The sequence below is a fragment of the Limnohabitans lacus genome (assembly GCF_030053395.1).
Classification (GTDB): Bacteria; Pseudomonadota; Gammaproteobacteria; order Burkholderiales; family Burkholderiaceae_C; genus Limnohabitans_A; species Limnohabitans_A lacus.
Genome location: NZ_JASGBH010000016.1, coordinates 1 through 18,654, shown reverse-complemented (window position 1 = coordinate 18,654; position 18,654 = coordinate 1). Strand labels below are relative to the sequence as shown.

The following is an 18,654-nucleotide window of genomic DNA, read 5'->3' as shown; positions in this document are numbered from 1 at the left end:
CATCACCTTCACCCGCTCGGTCAATGGCGGCACAGAAAAAGTCACCGTGGCCAATGGCGCAACGGCTGTGGGGCGAGACAAACTGGTCTTTGCCGACGGCGCCGTGCTCACCCACAACGCACGCACAGCGCTGATAGCCGATCTGAACGCCGCCTTGAGCGCCGTCACCGGCTTTGATACCGTCACACAAACACCATTCCTTGAGCAGACCGCCACCGGCACCGCCAGCCTGAGCGGCACTGCCGAAGAAGGGGGCACATTGAGCGCCGTGACCAGCGGCATCACCGACCCGGATGGCACCGTACTGACCTTCAGCTACCAGTGGCAGATCGCCGATACGGCCAATGGCAGTTACACCAACATCAACGGCGCCACGAGCAGCAGCTACAACATTGCCTCTGACCAGAGTCAGGTGGGCAAGTTCCTGCGGGTGGTGGTGACCGCCACCAACGACGGCACGGCCAATGGCAGCAGCTTCACCAGCGCCCCAAGCTTGGCGGTGGCCAACGTCAACGATGCAGCCACCGGAACGGTCGCTGTTGTTGGCTTTGCCGAAGAAGGCGCTGTATTGACCGCCGATGCCAGATCGGTTGTCGACCCGGATGGAACGGCACTGGAGTTGACTTACCAATGGCAGATCGCTGATGCAGCGAATGGTCCCTACACCAACATCAACACCGCAACAACGTACAAGTACGTCATCGCGGCCGATCAAAGTCAGGTGGGGAAATTCCTCAGAGTGGTGGTCAAGGCCATCAATGATGGTATTGCCGGTGGTACGACGCTCACCAGTGCTGCCACCGGTGCCATTGCCAATGTTGATGATCCGGGCACGCTTGCGGCAATCTCCGGAACGCCCAGGGTCGGTCAGCTATTGACTGCTGGTGTCCTCAGCGATCCTGACGGCGTGGTCAATGGCAGCATCGCTTACCAATGGAAAGCCGATGACCTAGCCATCAACGGTGCAACCGCAAACAGTTTTCTTCTGACAGAAGATCAGTTGGGAAAACTCATCACCGTCGAAGCGAGCTATGCAGACACCCATGGCAGCAACCGACGAGCATCATGGATTGCAAGCAGTGCCGTGGTTTCGGTTTCAGACCAGCTGGGCAGCGTTACAGCGATAACCGGCACCGCGACCCAAGCCCAGGTGCTGACCGCAGGCACCCTGAGCGACCCTGATGGAGGTATCTCGGGCATCACTTACCAGTGGAAAGCCAATGGCATCAACATCACGGGTGCCACTGGGCGCACATTCACGCTCACTCAACAACAAGTCGGCAAGGCCATGACGGTCGAAGTCGGCTACATCGACAGCCTGGGACCCGGAAAAAAAGTCAGCTCTGCATCTACCAGCTCGGTCGTTGACGTACCGGAAGAAGCCACTGGTATGGCGAGCATCGCAGGCGAAGCCATTGAAGGCGGCGTCCTGACTGCACTTGCGCATGCCATCGTCGACCCCGATGGCACTGTGCTGACCTACATGTACCAATGGCAAATCAATGTCCCTTCAGTGCCTGGTGGGTACATCGATATTCCGGGCGCAACCGCCGCCACATACAACATACCCACCGACCAAAGTCACGTCGGTCGATTTTTGCAAGTGGTGGTGACGGCCACAAACGATGGGACACCCGATGGCACAGCGATTGCCAGCATTCCAACGGCGGCTGTGCGCGACATCAACAGTCCGGCAACGGGCTCGGTCGGCTTGCTGGGTGTCGCCATGGAGGCGGGCACCCTCTCGGCACTTGTGAGCGGCATCACCGACCCCGATGGCACAGCGCTGACCTTCAGCTACCAGTGGCAGATCGCAAACACTGCCAATGGCAGCTTCAGCAACATCAACGGTGCCACGGCCAGCAGCTACAACATTGCCGCTGACCAAAGTCAGGTGGGCAAGTTCCTGCGGGTGGTGGTGACGGCCACCAACGATGGCACGGCCAATGGCACCAGCTTTATCAGCAACCCCAGCCAAGCGGTGGCCAACGTCAACGACGCGCCCATGCCCTCAATGGCAATCAGTGCGCAGATGGCCACGGTGCAGTCGCCCTTGTCCTTCAGCATTCCTGCCAACGCATTTCAGGATGAAGACAATGACACCTTGACCTACAGCGCTTTGCTCCAGTCCGGGGCAGCACTGAGTTCGATGGGACTGAGCATGAGTGCCAGTGGTGTGCTCAGCGGTACGCCCACAACCACCGGAAACCACACCTTGCTGGTCAAAGCGACCGACCCGTCTGGCCTGAGTGCAACGTCCAAACTGGATCTGATCGTCAATACAACATCAGACCGACCCGCATCGGGCGCCGTGAGCCTGAGTGGTGTGGCGCAGGAAGGCGGTACCCTGACCGCTAACGTGAACACCCTCACAGACCCCGATGGTGCCATCGTCCGATGGCGCTACAGCTGGCAGGAAAATGTCAATGGCGCCTGGCAGGATCTGGACAGGCAGTCCGCCAATTCGCTGCAAATCCCGACGGATCAGAGCCTGGTCGGCAAAACGGTGCGTGTTCGTGTCATCACCCTGGATGCTTTGGGGGGGCACACCCAGATGGTGAGCAACGCACTCACGGTTCAAAACACCAACGATGCGGCATCCGGTTCAGTCGTCCTGATCGGCACAGCGAAAGAAGGCGGCGCCTTGACCGCCCAAACCAACGGCATCACCGACCCCGACGGCACCACACTCACCTTCAACTACCAATGGCAAATCGCCGACACGTTCAATGGCACCTATGCCAATATTTCAGCGGCCACAGGCAGCACTTACAACATAGCCGCTGATCAAAGCCAAGTCGGCAAATTTTTGCGGGTGGTGGTGACGGCAAGCAACGATGGAACAAGTCAAGGCGCCACCTTCATCAGCAGTCCCAGCGCTGTCGTTGTCAACACCAATGATCCTGTGCTTGACAGTATTGGCCTGAGCGGAGCAGCACAGGAAGGCGGCACCCTCACAGCCAACACCAGTGGCATGACCGATCCCGATGGTATGCCGTTGACATTTCGCTATCAGTGGCAAATGGCCGACGCCATGGATGGCGCTTACACATCCATTGCAAATGCCACGGCCAAGGACTTGAGGATTCCTGGCGATCAAACCTTCGTCGGCAAATACGTGCGTGTTCTGGCAAGTCCGATCTACTTTGACGGGAAGGTCGGCAACACCATGACAAGTCAAAGCAGTTCGCAGATCGCTAATGTCAACGATACAGCGGCGGGGCTCGTCGAAATCAAAGGCAACGCCATTGTCGGCGCCACCCTCAAAGCAGCCACAGAACGCATCATCGATGCCGATGGGACAACCCTCGATTTCAACTACCAGTGGCAAATTTCAGATACCAGCAATGGGGTCTACACCAATATCGTCAACGCCCAGCAGAGCAGCTACACCATTGCATCCGATCAAGTGAACAAGTACTTCCGGGTTGTGGCCACTGCCACAACCGACGGAACGCCCACTGGCACCAGTTTTACAAGCGCAGCCAGTACTCAAATCAAAGCCACCAACAAAATTGCAACACAGCTGCTGAAAGACATCGGGGTTTTTTCAGCAGACAGCGCTGACGGACTGTTCTACTTTTCAACCAATGGCGGCTCCACTTGGAGTGAATTCAGTACAGTGGATGCTAATTCTGTCCTGGTGCTGCGCGATGAAGCCAATACGCGCTTGTACTTCAAACCCAACGCCAGTTATTCCGCCAGCCAAAGCGGTGAGCTCACGATTCGGTCCTGGTACAAGTGGGCAGGCATAGGCCCGAACGGTGGTATTGCACTGTCCGGAACCAAGGTCGACGGCACCACCGATGTGGCCGACACGGCGTTTTCGAAAACCGCAGAAACGATCCGAATACCTGTAGGCACAAGCAGCCCACCTGTGGGTTCAGTGGGTGTATTGCTGAGCGAGGTCAGCAAAGCAGGCGTGACCGATTTTGACGGGGGGGTCACGATTGACGGGTTTGGCAACGAAGGCGATGCCATCGTTGCTAACGTCAGCAACCTGACAGACCCTGACGGCACCACGCTGACCTATGCCTACCGTTGGCAAACGTCACACACTGAGACCGGTCCCTATGTGGACATTCCGGGGGCAACTGCAAAAACGTTTACCTCCAGTTCCAAACAAATCGAAATCGGTCGTTTTGTGAGAGTGGTTGCTACCGCCGTGAATGACGGCAGTGCAAGTGGCACAGACTTCATCAGCTGGCCTTTGCAATTTTCCAAGGCTTCAGGAGGCGTCACCATCCCGCATGCTGCATTGATCCGAGGCGAAGCCATTGAAGGGGGGACTTTGACGGCCTACGCCACCAGGGATGTAAACACCATCTTTGAGGCGGTCGATGCACCGTTTCGCTTCCAGTGGCAAATTGCCGATTCTCTGCACGGAACGTTCAGAAACATCGAAGGTGCGAACCAGCGCCAGTGGCAAATACCCGCCGATCAAAGCATGATCGGCAAGTACATCAAAGTCATGGTCTATCCAAACACCGCCAATGGTGTTCTGTACGGCGCAAGCAGCGATGGTGCTGTCATGGTTCGCAATGCCAACGACGCGGCGGTTGGGGACATTCAGCTGGAGGGCTTGGCTCGGCAAGGGGCTCTGCTGCGCGTGCTGACTTCAAACATTTCGGACCCTGATGGCACAGTGCTTCGCTTCAGTTACCAATGGCAAGTCGGGCGCAGTCCAGCAGGACCCTTTGTGGACATTCCTGGCGCAACCAACGACAGCTACGTCTTGTCGAGCGATACCAGTCAACTGGGACAATATTTTCAAGCGGTGGTGACCGCAGAAAATGACGGAACGGTCATAGGAACCCGTTTCATTGCGTTGAGTGGCCCTGTGGCCGCTTCTTCAGCAATGTCCGGTAACAGCAATGGTGTGAATGAAGCACCTGTTTCTGTGGAGGCCTATCAAGCCAGCTACAGTGTCAAAGCTGGCTCCGAAATCCGCGCTTATTTGGGGCGCGATTTTTCAGACCCTGATTGGGGAGACGTCCTGACGGTACAGATTCAAAGCGGGAATCTGCCGCCTGGCTTGAGTTTGCAGGGCAATGGGGTGCTCAGCGGCACACCTGTGCAGCCGGGCATTTATGACTTCACGTTGCGCGCCGTTGACCAGGATGGACTCATGCATCAACACAGCTATCAGCTGCGGGTGACCGACGCTGCTGCGCCCGCATTTTTCTCGTCCGGACAGGTATCGGTTGCAGAACGAACAATCACCACGGTTTACGTGCCAGGTGTCTCGGACAATTCCCCTGGCCTGAGCTTCGGATTCGCGGGTGGCGCAGACGATGACTTGTTTGCGATTGATCGCACGACCGGCGCTGTACGATTCGTCACTGCCCCGGATTTTGAACAACCCCGAAGCGCAAGTGGAACCAACCTGTATGAGGTCCGAATTCGGGCCACCGATGTGGACGGCAACACCACAGACCACGATGTTGAGATTGAAGTGACAGACGTTCTGGATTCGCGCTCGGATGTCAGGGCGTTGTTTGACACTGCCATTGCAGCCGGAGCGGGCGATCCAAATGCCGACAGCAACGCCTACCAAATTCACAGCGCTGCTTTGCATGCACTCAAGGACCCGGTCGACCGGACGGGCTTCGCAAACCAGAAAGATGCCAGCAGAGTCCTGGCCCATTGGATTGACGCTGTCACAGGCTCTGACATCGTCAGTCAGCAGGAGTACCAGGCAGGCTTCTCAGTGACAGGCAAAGCACAAGCCGGTCTACAAAACTCGATTCGCTTTCTGCTGGACAACGACCGCACCATCGGTCAGGCCGCAGAAGGCGCCATCGGTTTGGTGCTGGGGCAAAACGATGTCAATGCAGACGGTGTCAATGATGTGTTGGCCAGTTACGACAACGCATCCGGCGAATGGAGTCTTGTTTTTACAGCAGCGTCGGCGGCTTTGCGGCCTGCAACCCACAACGTATGGAGCAGTGGTGTTCACCAAATTGCCGTCGATGCCAATGGCGACGGGCAAGTCAATGCCAACGAGTCAGATCGCTTGTTCCTGGTGGCCAGTGGCACGGCACTCAACACCCACACAGGCTTGGAGAGTCAGAACTTCAGCGTGCATGACCGCCTCTCAAAGCAGGTCTTCATTTACTACTACGGCGATCCAGATGGTGCAAACGGCGTCAACTACCTGACCACTGGAACAAACCGATTGGTGTCCAGCATCCCTGCCCAGATCTGGGAGTTTCACGTCGGATTCAACGACTCGGGCTATCCTGTTGGCACTGATTTTGCAGCGCTGGCGGCAGACCATGTACTTCATGAAAGCAATACAAGCCGCCTGCCAAGCCAGGCAGAAGGTGCCGCTTTGTACGCCGCAAATTTCGGCAGAAACACGCCTGGGTCTGAGTGGTTGTTTAACCCAAGCACTGAAGCCCAACGGGTCGGGCCTGTGCAAGCGTTAAGGCACTATGGCAGTTCGGCTTTGGCAACTGCGGACAACGTTTATTGGGGCTGGGGAAATGCTTTTATGACAGCCATGCCCACGCCTTTCAGCTCTACATCGTATGTAGACCTGTCACTTGGTCAGCTGTTTGACGCACAAACGACTCGTTACAGCGTTGTTCTGTAACCGCGATTTGTCATTCCCACACCTTCGCGTCATTCCCGCGAAAGCGGGAATGCATCAGCTCCTTACGACTGCCAACACAAGGGCTTGTATCACCATGAACATTGATAACAATTCAACGACACCATCAAAAAACCCGAGGTCACTGTTGTCGAGCCTGATGGCCATCATGGGTGTTATTTCAGTCATGATTTCTGGCTTTGGCTACTTTGCCATGCAGGGGGTGGCCGATGCCCTGGGTCTGGATGGGGGGCTGCTTTGGAGCACTCCGTCAGATGTGTTTCATTACGCCTTTTTGGGCTTGATGGGTGTGAGCTCATTTTTGCCAGGCGAGCCTATGGCACCCTTGTGGCGACTGCTCTCTCAACCTATCAGCTGGTTGATGGCGATTCAGGTGTCTGTGCTGGTGTGGGTGTTGATCACCACGGACAGGTCTCCTCAAGCGATTGCCAAACGCCGTCAAGATTGGCTGGACAGCTTGGCTTTGCGTTGGCTTCAGCGGCCTGTTGCCAAGCGCCCCTTGTATCAATGGTTGTCTGTAGTGTTGTCTGTGCTGATTTTTCCAGCTGTCATGGTCGCCATGTGGCTGGGAGTCCTGATGTTTTTAGGTGGACTTTTCATGACGGTCTTGTTTGGCATGGCCAGCGGACATGGCTACGTAAGCTCCGTCTTATCTTTGCCCGTTTGCGAAGCGGGCTCGTCAGCCGCGCCCGCTCCTAGCACCGGAACAGGCCGATGCGTGACTGTTCAATGGCGGGACAGCGGACAGGTATTGGAAAAGACAGGGCAACTGTTGACAGCCACTTCGTCGTATGTGCTGCTGCGCGAGACCCATCTCCAACCCCACCGTGTTGTGCGCATTCCAGTCTCATCGTCCACCTTGGTGACCACCGTCCAAAATATCTGACCCTACCCGGCTCTTTTTGACATTCCCGGCACTTCTCGTCATTCCCGCCATCTCAGTCGTCATTCCCGCCATCTCAGTCGTCATTCCCGCGAAAGCGGGAATCCATGTCTCCCATCGCCTGACCCCATGACCCGACAGCCCGCCGTTTACATCCTGGCCAGTCGCCGCAACGGCACGCTTTACATCGGCGTGACCAGCGATTTGGTGCAGCGCATTTGGCAGCATAAAAATGATTTGGTGGAGGGCTTCACCCAGCGTTATGGGGTGCATGTGCTGGTGCATTACGAGTTGCATGCCGACATGCTCACGGCGATTGCCCGTGAAAAGCAACTCAAGAAGTGGAACCGTGACTGGAAGATCCAGCTCATCGAGTCACACAACCCCGAGTGGCGTGATTTGTGGGATGAGGTGACGCGCTAACCATGCCGTGTGGATCCCCGCGTGCGCGGGGATGACGGATGGGGGCGGGGACAACAACTGGGCTGTCATTCCCGGCTTGACCGGGAATCCATGGATCCCCGCTTTCGCAGGGATGACAAATGAGCTGTCATTCCCGGCTTGACCGGAAATCCATGGATCCCCGTTTTCGCAGGGATGACAAATGGGCTGTCATTCCCGGCTTGACCGGGAATCTATGGATCCCCGCTTTCGCAGGGATGACGACAGCCTGACGTACCTCACCACCGCTGCACCCACCCCAGCGTCAAGGTGCGTTGCTGCTGCTGTGCGCCAGGAAACACATGGCCATTGACCTCTGGGCTGGCACCCCACTGGGTGCGCACCGCTTGCCAGCGCAGCACCCATTCGCTGCGCCCTGTCGTGGGGCTGCTGGCTTCGGGCTGCCAGGCCAGCTCCAGGCTTCTCATGGACGTGCGGGCCTGGATGTCGGCATCAAACCCCAATGACGGGGCAGACAAGCGCGCACCCGATGCGCCCGACAGCGGCTCCAAGGCCTGCACACGCCAGCGCCACTGCGGCGTCGCTTGCCACTGCAGCCCCACACCCCACAAAGCGTTTTGCTGGCGCATGTGTTCCCGGTACTGATGCAAATCGCGCCACTGCTTCTGTGCCTGCACAGCCCCCGACAGCTCCAGTTGCCATCCGGGCCGTATTGGCCAGGCCGCGTCCATTTGGGCCATCAGCTGCGCGCTGCGCCAATCGTTGGTTTGCTGCCAGGGCTGGGTGGAGCCATCTGGGTATTGCTTGAAACCCGTGTAGTCGCTACCCCATTGCTGCCCTTGACCAGTCAACTGCCAACGCAGCGTGGCCCCAGCCACCGTGCCAGCTTGGCCCTGCAAGCTCCACATCAGCACCGGGCCTTGGCCAGATTCAGTCACCGGCAGCGTGCCCGTGTGTTCATGCCAGCGCTGCTGGGTCAGGCCTACCCCCAGCGATGCGCCATCCAGTGTCCAGGCCATGGCCGCACACGCACAGGCCCACAACGCCCCTCCCAAAATGCCATCCAACCACACACCAGACTTTGGTTTTTTCATCACAGCACCGCTTGATCCCAAAGCACCTGCACATCCTTGTCCACCAACAACTGTGCGGCGGCCGTGCTGTGGTTGAACACGGCCCAAACCTCTTCATTCACCGTGATATCGGCTTGCGCTACCCACTGGTTGGCTGCATCTGACATTTTGAGCGTGTCCGCCGCATTGCCATAAACCATGAATTGGTGGCGCTGCACCAAAGCCCCCAGTTCGGTCCAGTCATTGTCACTGTTGAGTAAATTGGTCTGGCCCAGGGCCAACACTTCGCGCACACCCAAACGCACCGTTTGTGCATCCGTGGATGGATCAAACAGGTAACTCAAGTTGATACCTTCTATACCACTCAATCGGGTGCCTGAACCTACCACTTGAAGGGCAGCTAGATCCCACTTCGTGCCAGTACCTCTCAATGTTGCCCAATCAAAACCTGTGCCACCATCCAAACGAGCTAATCTTGTGAAACCGGTCTCTGTCAAGGCCGTTAACCAGTTTGGCTCAAGAAGAAATCGATCGTCTCCAGCTCCTCCCAACAAAACATCGCCCCCATTTCCAACCAATGAGTCACTGTCCAATCCACCCACCAGCAGCTCTGCCGCCTCCGAGCCTATCAGCATGTCGACGTCGGCAGTACCCATCACTTTCGTGGCCGTGCTGTACACCGCATCGCCCAGCAGCACCTGCGTCACACCCCGCGTGCCCGCCGCTGCAGCAAAGCCCACCAGCAAGTCGCTCAGCCCATCGCCATTGACATCGCCCCCACCGGCCAAGGCCATGCCGTCGGCCCCATCGCCTGCGGCTTGACCGTGGTAAATCAGACCACTGCCGTTACCCAGGCGCAGCTGGGTCACGTCCAAACTGGCGTCCCAGCTGGCCGTGGCCTTGCCAAACACCACATAAGCCGCACCTGACTGTGCTCCTGCGGGTCCATCGGTGCCGGGTGCTGCCAGCAGCACATCGGCATAACCATCGGCATTGAAGTCGCCAGCCGCTGCCACCGCACTGCCCAGCAAGGCCACGTCATCGCGGCCATTGAACAGGTACACCGCCCTCTGACCCGAGTTCCCCGGGTTGCCCAGATCCAGCGGTGTGTCATCTGCCCCGCCCCAAACCAGCCAAGCCCCACCGCGTGAAGACGCATGGTCGGGTGCACCCACCACCATGTCGGCAAAACCATCACCGTTCACATCGCCGACCACCGCCACCGCATGGCCCACAGATTGGCCTTCGGCAAAGCCGTTGATCAGGCGTCCACCTTGTCCGGCCTGCACATCGGCCAAACTGGCCATGCCTGTGGTGCTGCCATACACCACATACACCTGCCCAGCATCGATCAAAGTGTCACTGCCCACCGTCACATCGGCATCGGGGGCTGCCAGCAGCACATCGGCCAGGCCGTCGCCATTGATGTCGCCGCCACCCGCCACCGCAAAGCCCAGCCAGTCGCCCGCATTGGGGCTGCTCCAGACGGTACTGGTGCCTGCCGTGCCATCGGCCTTGCCGCGCACCAACATCACTTGGCCTGCGTCCAGTGCATCCGCAGTGGCATCGGCATAGGGTGCCGCGACCAAAACGTCGTCAAAACCATCGCCATCCACATCCCCCGCAGCGGCCACGCTCCAACCCAAGGCGTCGCCTTCGGCCAAACCTTGCACAGTCCAGCCACCGCTGCTGGTGGCAGGAATATCGGCCAACTCGGTCCCGTTGCCCGCTTGCAGCATCACCCACACCTGCCCGGCATCGGCCCCGACGCCCGCATCGGCATAGGGGGCCGCAAAGGCCAGGTCCTGGCGGCCATCGCCATTCACATCGCCCACGCCCACCGCTTGCCAGCCCAGGGCCGCTTCGGCCTCGCCCCAAGTCCAAGCCCTGCCATCTAACGGGTCCAGCGCCGACAAATCCAGATCCGCAGTGGCCGTGCGCCCCAGCAGGCCATGCACCGTACCTTCGGCCGATTCGGCCACATCGCTGCTGCGCCAGCTGGGGCTGCCAACCAGCACCCCATCCAAACCATCGTTGAACAAAGCATTGCCTGACCAGCCCAACGCTGCGCCACTGTAGTCGCCCACTCGCTCACCTGTGATGGCAAAGCCCCGGTTTGCGTCCAGCGCCACACTGTCCACGTCAAAGGCCGAGCTTTGTGCCGCTATCGGCCCAATGCGACCAGACAAATCCACATACGCCCCCTGCAAAGTCAGGCGCACGCCGGTGGCCAAGGTCATGGCGGCTGGACTGAGCGCGCCGGTCCAAGTGGTGCCACCATCGCTGCTGACCCAACCCGTCACCGTGGCACCGGTGACAGCCAGGTCATCCGCACTCAGCTGCGCCACCGGCTCGTCGAACATCAAACGCACCGTGGTCGTTTGCCCGGCCTTGAGCAACACGGCGTTTCCCCCGTTGACAGTGAAGCTCAACACCTGCGACGGCGCGTCGTCCACCCGCCAATCAATGCCGTTTTTGCCGGTGGTGCTTACGTTGCCGGCCTTGTCAGTCTGGCGCACCTGCACACTGCCTGCCAGGTAATGCCCAGCCTGCAAAGTCCAACCCGTGCCACTGCCCGTTTGCCAGTTGGCCCCGCCGTTGACCGAATACTCCCAAGTGGCATCGGTCTCCAGGCGGCTGACCAACAAGACTCCGTTCTGGGTGAAGCCATCGCTGCTGCTCACCCCAGTGTCCTGGCTAAAGCGCAGCGCCGGATTGGTGGGAAAAGACGTATCGATGGTGAATGCGCCCATCATGGCCTCGGTGCTGAACACGCCACTGGCATCTCTTTGGCGTACCTGCACCTGCCCATTGGTGTAAGTGGCAGCCACCAAGCTGACCGCTGTGCCCGTGCCATTGATCCAGTTGCCCGTGCTGCTGGTGCGGTACTGCCAAGTTGCTCCCGTGAGCAAGCCTGTCACCTGCAACACCGGGTCCTTCGTCACGCCATCGTTGCCATCACGCCCAGAGTCCAACCGCAAGGCCACGGTAGGCCTTGTGTCGGTCATCAAGTTAACCGTAGCCGCCGTGCCCACATTACCCGAAGTGTCTGCATACGCCACACTCAGGCTGCGAGGCAGTGTGCTGGCGCTGCCGCTCTTGAAGGCCAACGCCCTCAACGCAGCCAACGCGTCGTCTAGCCGGTCCTCAGGCAAGGCTCCGCCACCCTGCTGGCTCAGCACCAAGGTGCGGTTGCTGGCGGTGTACTGGTAAGCCCAGTTGCCTACCCCGCCCAAGCTCACGTTCTGCGCACTGAAGTCAACATTCAAAGACCGTGCCGTGTCCAACACCAACTGGTCCATCCCTGCTTGGGTCTGCCAGTTGTCCTCCAGCACCAACCGAACCTCGCTCACATCGCTGGCAGCAGGCGCCTGCAAACCTGGTAAAAAGGCCTTGCCAGCCTGCAACTCCAAGGCATTGAGCGTCACATCGGCGGTGTTTTGCACCCCCGAGTTGGCCGACAAATCCACGGCATCTGGTGGGGATTTATCAGCCACCGCCGCACTGGGGCTGCTGATAAATGTTGTGCCGCTGGCCGTGCCGTCGTTCGTCGCCGTCACCACCACACGCAAGTATTTGCCAATCTGGCTTTGGTCAGAAGCAATGGCATAGCTGCTGGCCGTCGCGCTATTGATGTCGCTGTAGTTGCCATTGGCCGTGTCGGCCATCTGCCACTGGTAGCTGAAGCTCAGCTGCGTGCCATCCGGGTCGGTGATGCCGCCCGTGTCGGCCCTGAGCGTGCCGCCTTCTTCGGCTGTGCCGCTGAATGCGGCGATGCCTGTGGCCGCGTCGTTGACGTTGGCTACCGCCGCACTGGGGCTGCTGATAAATGTTGTGCCGCTGGCCGTGCCGTCGTTCGTCGCCGTCACCACCACACGCAAGTATTTTCCGATCTGGCTTTGGTCAGAAGCAATGGCATAGCTGCTGGCCGTCGCGCCATTGATGTCGCTGTAGTTGCCATTGGCCGTGTCGGCCATCTGCCACTGGTAGCTGAAGGTCAGCTGCGTGCCATCCGGGTCAGTGATGCCGCCCGTTTCGGCCCTGAGCGTGCCGCCTTCTTCGGCTGTGCCGCTGAATGCGGCGATGCCCGTGGCCGCGTCATTCACGTTGGCCACCGCCGCACTGGGGCTGCTGATAAATGTTGTGCCGCTGGCCGTGCCGTCGTTCGTCGCCGTCACCACCACACGCAAGTATTTGCCAATCTGGCTTTGGTCAGAAGCAATGGCATAGCTGCTGGCCGTCGCGCCATTGATGTCGCTGTAGTTGCCATTGGCCGTGTCGGCCATCTGCCACTGGTAGCTGAAGCTCAGCTGAGTTCCATCCGGGTCGGTGATGCCGCCCGTGTCGGCCCTGAGCATGCCGCCTTCTTCGGCGGTGCCGCTGAATGCGGCGATGCCTGTGGCCGCGTCGTTGACGTTGGCTACCGCCGCACTGGGGCTGCTGACAAATGTTGTGCCGCTGGCCGTGCCGTCGTTCGTCGCCGTCACCACCACACGCAAGTATTTTCCGATCTGGCTTTGGTCAGAAGCAATGGCATAGCTGCTGGCCGTCGCGCCGTTGATGTCGCTGTAGTTGCCATTGGCCGTGTCGGCTATCTGCCACTGGTAGCTGAAGCTCAGCTGCGTGCCATCTGGGTCGGTGATGCCGCCCGTGTCGGCCCTGAGCGTGCCGCCTTCTTCGGCGGTGCCGCTGAATGCGGCGATGCCCGTGGCCGCTTGCTGGGTCAGCGCAGGGATATCTGCAATAGCAACGTGGGCTGCGTTGGCGCCCGCAGTCATGGCGCTGCGGGCTGATGTCTCCAAAGTGCCCTCAGCAGTGATTCCCTCCTTGAGTGTGTTCAAGCTGCCTTGAGTGTCCCCATTGTTGACTGCATCCATACCGGCCACCACCGCCAGCAGTTTCCCGTAGGTATTGGCTCCGTTGTTGGAACTGCCATCCGCGTTGACCATAGGCACAATGGGGGCGGTCAGCATTTCTTGTTCTCTGCCCAAGCCCATGGCCTGGGCCACCATGCTGTTGGCTGTGCTGATGCTCTGCAGCAAGGCCTCTGCGCCGAGGCTAATGGCATGTAAACTCACCCCGTCGGCTGCGACCTGCAAGCCCGCTTTGAGTGCAGCCACCGTGGTGATGGGGTTGACGTTGAGTGTTTGCACTTCAGTGCCTTCGTCCACACGGCCAGCCACCATCAGTTGCCCGGACAGATCCACCGATTGCCTGCTGACTTCGTCGATGTAATCCAGTCGAGCATCATCTGCATCCACCACCAGCACCACCACCGCGCCGCTGTAACGGCCCAGGGCCACGGTGTAATGGCCTAGCTCGTCTATCAGCCCTGTACCGATGACTTGGCCCGAGGCATTGAACACCCTGACACTGAGCGAGTGGTCAGTGACCACGGGGCCGGCCATGAAGGTGCCTTGCAACACGTTCTGGGCATAATCCTGCTCGGCCACGGCCGGGGCTACAGCGGTATGGCCAGCCGCATCGGTGACGCCTGTGGTGCTGATGGTCAACCGCAGCGTGCCGCTGGTGTTGGCATCGGGTGTGGCCAGCACGGTGAAGGTTTTGCCGTCTGCGTTGGCCACAAAACCGCTGAGACTGCCACCGGACACGCTCAGCTTGCTGACATCAAAGCCAGAAACCACTTCGCTGAAACCTATTGTGAAGGCCACGGGACCGCTGGCCATGCCCGGGGCGTTGTCGCTGACTGTCACGGTGGGGGCTGTGGTGTCAGTCGGGGGCTGCCCACCACCACCACCACCACCACCACCACCTGCCATTGCCGCGAGGCCCAGACCGGCCAGGAGCAAAGAACTGGAGCCCCCTAACACCAAAGCCGATGGCGCCACGGGACTGGCGGACTCGGACAAAGGCACCGGCAAAGAAGCTGGTGCAGACGCATCCGCTGCTGCAGGAGCCGACAAAGCAACGCCAGGCAAAGACGCTGGCGCAGGACTCATCGACAATGGTGGTGTTGAATTGCCGGGCAAAAAAGTGCTGCCAACTGAATCTGCCATGGCCGCAACACCTACAGGAGGGGCTGACTTTGCAGACTCTGCTGTTGTAGCATTAGTTATTTCAGCTGCGGTGTCAGGGCGGGCGCTCTCAGCAGCTACCGCCTCCTGTGACTGAACATGGACCTGCTCGCTGACAGGTAGTTTTTTTTTGCGGCGCACAAGCGCACCTGCCTTTGTCTTCGCTTTGGAAAGGCGTTTGGAAGAAGTGGCCATCGGGTTAGCTGTTCATGAAACCAAGATTAGGCTGGGAGAAATTTCGCAAGTTTGGAAAAACATTATTCAAATCGGCGCCACTGAGCCCCATCCAGCTGGCCAATGTGGCTGCATATTGGTCCAGGGCGATGCGAGGCATTAATACATCAGGAGATGTCGGGACTGTGTAATCGGTGTTGGCCCAATCAGTTCTTTGTCCGTACAAGCCCTGCCGCACAGCTCCCCCCCAAACAAAATGGTGTGATGCCCAACCATGATCCGTGCCCTGACTGGCATTCATGGACATCGTGCGTCCAAAATCCGACATAGAAAATGCAGTCACTTGTCTTTCTAAGCCCACCGCCGTCAAGGCCGCAAAAAACGCATGCAGTCCTTTGTCAATGTCAGTCAAATAAGATTTTTGCGAGTTGAATTGCGCGCCGTGGTGATCGAACCCCCCCAAACCAACAAAGAAAATTTGGCGCGCCGGAGCACCATAGCTTTGGCGTTGATGGATTAACTTGGCAACTGACAATAACTGTTTATTAAAATGACTCGCCATCGGTGAACCACCCAAGGCATTGGTAAATGAGGTGTCAACGAGTGAGTTGTTTGAGGCAAACAACGCATTGATTACCGCTGCTTTTTCATAGCTCTCACGCATGAGAGAGGCATACGCTTTCGAGAATGGACGTGATGACCTTTCTGCATCTGCGATCAAGCTTCTCATTGCATCCGAACGAACAACAGGTAAAGTGCTTAATGCATTCAAAAGGACTGGCGTAGACCACCCGGCATTCGCTTGCCAACGGTTGTTGCCAAAAAAGCTAACCTGGCTCCAGTTTGCGTCGCTCTGCGGCAAGACATGCTGCAACATGCGGTTACCCCATCCACTCTCAGTTCCTAGACCTTGCGTGAATTGACTGGCCAACATCGACAATTCTTGTTGATCATCGTGCGCCAGCAAGGCGGCAGGTTTGCGTGCTGCAGCAAAATTTGAACGGGTCAAAGGCTCCACCAAATTTCCAACCTCCTGCACCCAAGCTAAACGACCGCTTGCCCATGCAGAATGCATGTTTACCAACGCCGGGTTCAATGCCATACCTGTAGTTTGGCCATTGGCCAGTGGCAAGGTAAGCAAGCTCTCCTGAGTTATGCCAACACCTAGCTGATTTGCTTGATTGAAAAGAGGCCGCTTTGTTAAATACTGAGCATGGGCACTGCTTTCATGAGGGACTAAGGTGTTGTATCCATCATTGCCACCAAAGAGGTATACGCACACCAACGCTTTGTAATCCGAGGCTGACTGTGCATAGCCTTTGAGCCCAGCCCCCACCGCGCCCAAGGTCAACAAAGGCCGAAACAATGGCAACGATCCAACTTGAAGAAAATGTCGACGATCCAGCATGGTTCACCTGTGGGTCATGAAATGAGGTGTAGCGGCCACCATGAAAATGGCCAACGCTACGCGACCGCGTTGATCTTGTGAGCTAACACCGGGCAGAGCTTTGACTTGCGCGGCGATCAAGTTCCGACTGGCCGGTGTCAACACACCACCGGCCAGTCGAACATTGAGCATATCCACCAGAGCATCCACATTGGTCCCCGCCAATTGAAGCCAGCGAGCGGGGAAAGACAACTGAGTTCCCGACCGATACCCTTGAGGTAAGGATGTGTCCGCAGGTGCACCACCCGCAGACAATAGATTATCGAGATACTGCAATCTCGCAGTGACCGCAGGCAACGTTGCAATCGCAAACTGAGGAGCCTGCAATCTCCGCCCGTTCACCGGCAGCTGATATTGGAAAGAGTAAAAATTGAATACAGAAGGCGCTGCAAAGGGCCTTTGCCCTTGAGCAAACGACATCTCATCGAGATAAGCGCCATCGGAAGCCCCCCCCACAGCTCGCACCAATCCGGCCGAAGCAATAGCAGGCTCCAGCAAGCGACCAGCCGCGTCGGGAGGATTGAGAGCTTCAGAATCTAACAAAATGGCACGGACCACTGCCTTCAGATCACCCCTAGCATTGCTAGAATTTTTGTTAAAAACCTTGACCACTCTCGCCACATAGGCCGGACTGGGATTGCTGGTGACCAAAAATTGAATCAACTGCCGACAAACATACGGACCAGTATTAGGGTGATTGAACACATTGTCGATCACACCCTGTAAATCTGCCGTGGTGGATTGATTTGCAGGCAAAATTTGACCCCGCAGCAAGGTTTTGCTGCCTGTATCATGTGAGTCATCGGCCTGAGTCAGGTTCGCCCCCATGAAACTTGCAGGATAGGTCCACCCCGTCAAGGCTCGGGAAAAATCGCGAACATGGGCTTCCGTGTAAGTTTCTTGTAGCTCACCCCGTGCATTGAGCTGATAAGTGCCATCTTGATTCAACAGATAGGTTCCAACCGAAAACAACTGCAATAATTCCCGTGCAAAGTTCTGGTTAGGTGCCTGACGGGTGTTTTTGGCATGGTCCAACCATGCCCCCATGTAGGGGTGCATGGTGATGGCCATCAAGACATCGCGGTAATTGCCAAAGGCCATGTTACGCAACATTTGCTGGTATGAGCGCATGCCATAAGCTGTCCGGTAATCCAGGTTCATGGACACCACCAAAATCTGGCTCAAGGCAAACGCCACCCTCAAGCGCAGTTGATCGGGGTCATGCACCGCACTCTTGAAAAAAATGACGGATGGCGCACGTTGTTTTTCGTAAATCCATTCCAAACACACGCGCGTCGATTCTGTGCCATGCTGTGCACATTGACCATCCAGTTCGGTGCGACCGGGATACCCATAAGGCTCCATCAAATAATTGCTGTACTGGCTAGTTTGCAAATTCAATTGCCTGTCAACAAATCCTGCATAGCCCAATCGTCGAACCAGTGCAATCGACTCATCTGTAGGGCCAAATGCACTTTTCCACAAAAAGCGTGTGGCTTGCTCCTCGGTGACTGGTGCAGCCAGCAAACCGGCCAATACACCATCGTCCGGGTCAGCTACAGCCTTGCCTTCAGTACCCTCGCCACCGCCACAAGCGACCAGCAATGCGGTGAGCAGCAGTAAAGCAAATAATCGGTGCTGAGCAAAAAGTATCATCAAAATCTATGGTGAAAAAAGATCACGATCACAAGGGGCACTTCACTCGTCAATCTGACGAAGTAAAAACAGGCAGTGCATGGATATACACTGCCCGCTCTCATGCCATCGGTTGACTTACAAAACCGTCATGATTGGTGACACCAGCAAACTGGCTGCACCCTGTGTGTAGAGGTTGTATGCCACCCCATCAAAACCAACCTGACTGACGCCAACATCTACCCAACCGTTGCCCATCTGAATCGTGTCCCCGGATTTAGCCTGAACGATGAGCGTGTCGTTGTCCGACAAGGCCAACACATCAGCCTGCGTCAACACCAACACACGGCTGCCGTCGCCCGTCAAATCGATCTTCTCAATGCTTTCGA

7 protein-coding genes and 1 pseudogene are annotated in these 18,654 nt (G+C 57.7%); 3 read left to right on the top strand and 5 right to left on the bottom strand.

From position 1 onward, the window contains the following. The first annotated feature begins 46 nt into the window (after positions 1-46). The 3 genes from QLQ16_RS15385 (at position 47) to QLQ16_RS15375 (ending at position 7,922) form a co-directional block, all read left to right on the top strand. On the top strand, positions 47-6,598 hold the full coding sequence (locus QLQ16_RS15385; RefSeq protein WP_283225543.1) for a putative Ig domain-containing protein: 6,552 nt from the start codon (positions 47-49) through the stop codon (positions 6,596-6,598). Between the two features lie 94 nt (positions 6,599-6,692). Next, complete coding sequence (locus tag QLQ16_RS15380) at positions 6,693-7,502, top strand: hypothetical protein (RefSeq protein ID WP_283225542.1); 810 nt, start codon at positions 6,693-6,695, stop codon at positions 7,500-7,502. Between the two features lie 126 nt (positions 7,503-7,628). Further along, positions 7,629-7,922, top strand: a complete 294-nt coding sequence (locus QLQ16_RS15375) for a GIY-YIG nuclease family protein (RefSeq protein ID WP_283225541.1) — start codon at positions 7,629-7,631, stop codon at positions 7,920-7,922. Positions 7,923-8,179: 257 nt separating this feature from the next. Here the strand turns inward: QLQ16_RS15375 and QLQ16_RS15370 are convergent, their stop codons facing one another. From QLQ16_RS15370 to QLQ16_RS15350, 5 genes and pseudogenes are all read right to left on the bottom strand, one after another. Continuing rightward, positions 8,180-8,995 (bottom strand): hypothetical protein, encoded by an 816-nt coding sequence (locus QLQ16_RS15370; protein WP_283225540.1) that lies wholly within the window; start codon positions 8,993-8,995, stop codon positions 8,180-8,182. Beyond that, positions 8,995-14,991 carry an Ig-like domain-containing protein gene (locus QLQ16_RS15365; protein WP_283225539.1) on the bottom strand — a complete coding sequence of 1,999 codons (5,997 nt, stop codon included), beginning with the start codon at positions 14,989-14,991 and terminating at the stop codon, positions 8,995-8,997. Before QLQ16_RS15365 ends, QLQ16_RS15370 begins: the two co-directional genes overlap by 1 nt. 217 nt (positions 14,992-15,208) lie before the next feature. Beyond that, complete coding sequence (locus QLQ16_RS15360) at positions 15,209-16,591, bottom strand: DUF1501 domain-containing protein (RefSeq protein WP_283225538.1); 1,383 nt, start codon at positions 16,589-16,591, stop codon at positions 15,209-15,211. A gap of 3 nt (positions 16,592-16,594) precedes the next feature. Beyond that, positions 16,595-18,286, bottom strand: coding sequence for a DUF1800 domain-containing protein (locus tag QLQ16_RS15355; RefSeq protein WP_283225537.1), 1,692 nt, complete (start codon positions 18,284-18,286; stop codon positions 16,595-16,597). 117 nt (positions 18,287-18,403) lie between these two features. After that, positions 18,404-18,654 (bottom strand): annotated as a pseudogene (locus QLQ16_RS15350) (hypothetical protein); the annotation flags it as partial.

Bases quoted from the DNA above. Each gene is read 5' to 3' on its own strand.
- QLQ16_RS15365 (WP_283225539.1), bottom strand. From the start codon at position 14,991: ATGGCAGATTCAGTTGGCAGCACTTTTTTGCCCGGCAATTCAACACCA.
- QLQ16_RS15355 (WP_283225537.1), bottom strand. From the start codon at position 18,286: ATGATACTTTTTGCTCAGCACCGATTATTTGCTTTACTGCTGCTCACC.
- QLQ16_RS15380 (WP_283225542.1), top strand. From the start codon at position 6,693: ATGAACATTGATAACAATTCAACGACACCATCAAAAAACCCGAGGTCA.
- QLQ16_RS15375 (WP_283225541.1), top strand. From the start codon at position 7,629: ATGACCCGACAGCCCGCCGTTTACATCCTGGCCAGTCGCCGCAACGGC.
- QLQ16_RS15360 (WP_283225538.1), bottom strand. From the start codon at position 16,591: ATGCTGGATCGTCGACATTTTCTTCAAGTTGGATCGTTGCCATTGTTT.
- QLQ16_RS15370 (WP_283225540.1), bottom strand. From the start codon at position 8,995: ATGAAAAAACCAAAGTCTGGTGTGTGGTTGGATGGCATTTTGGGAGGG.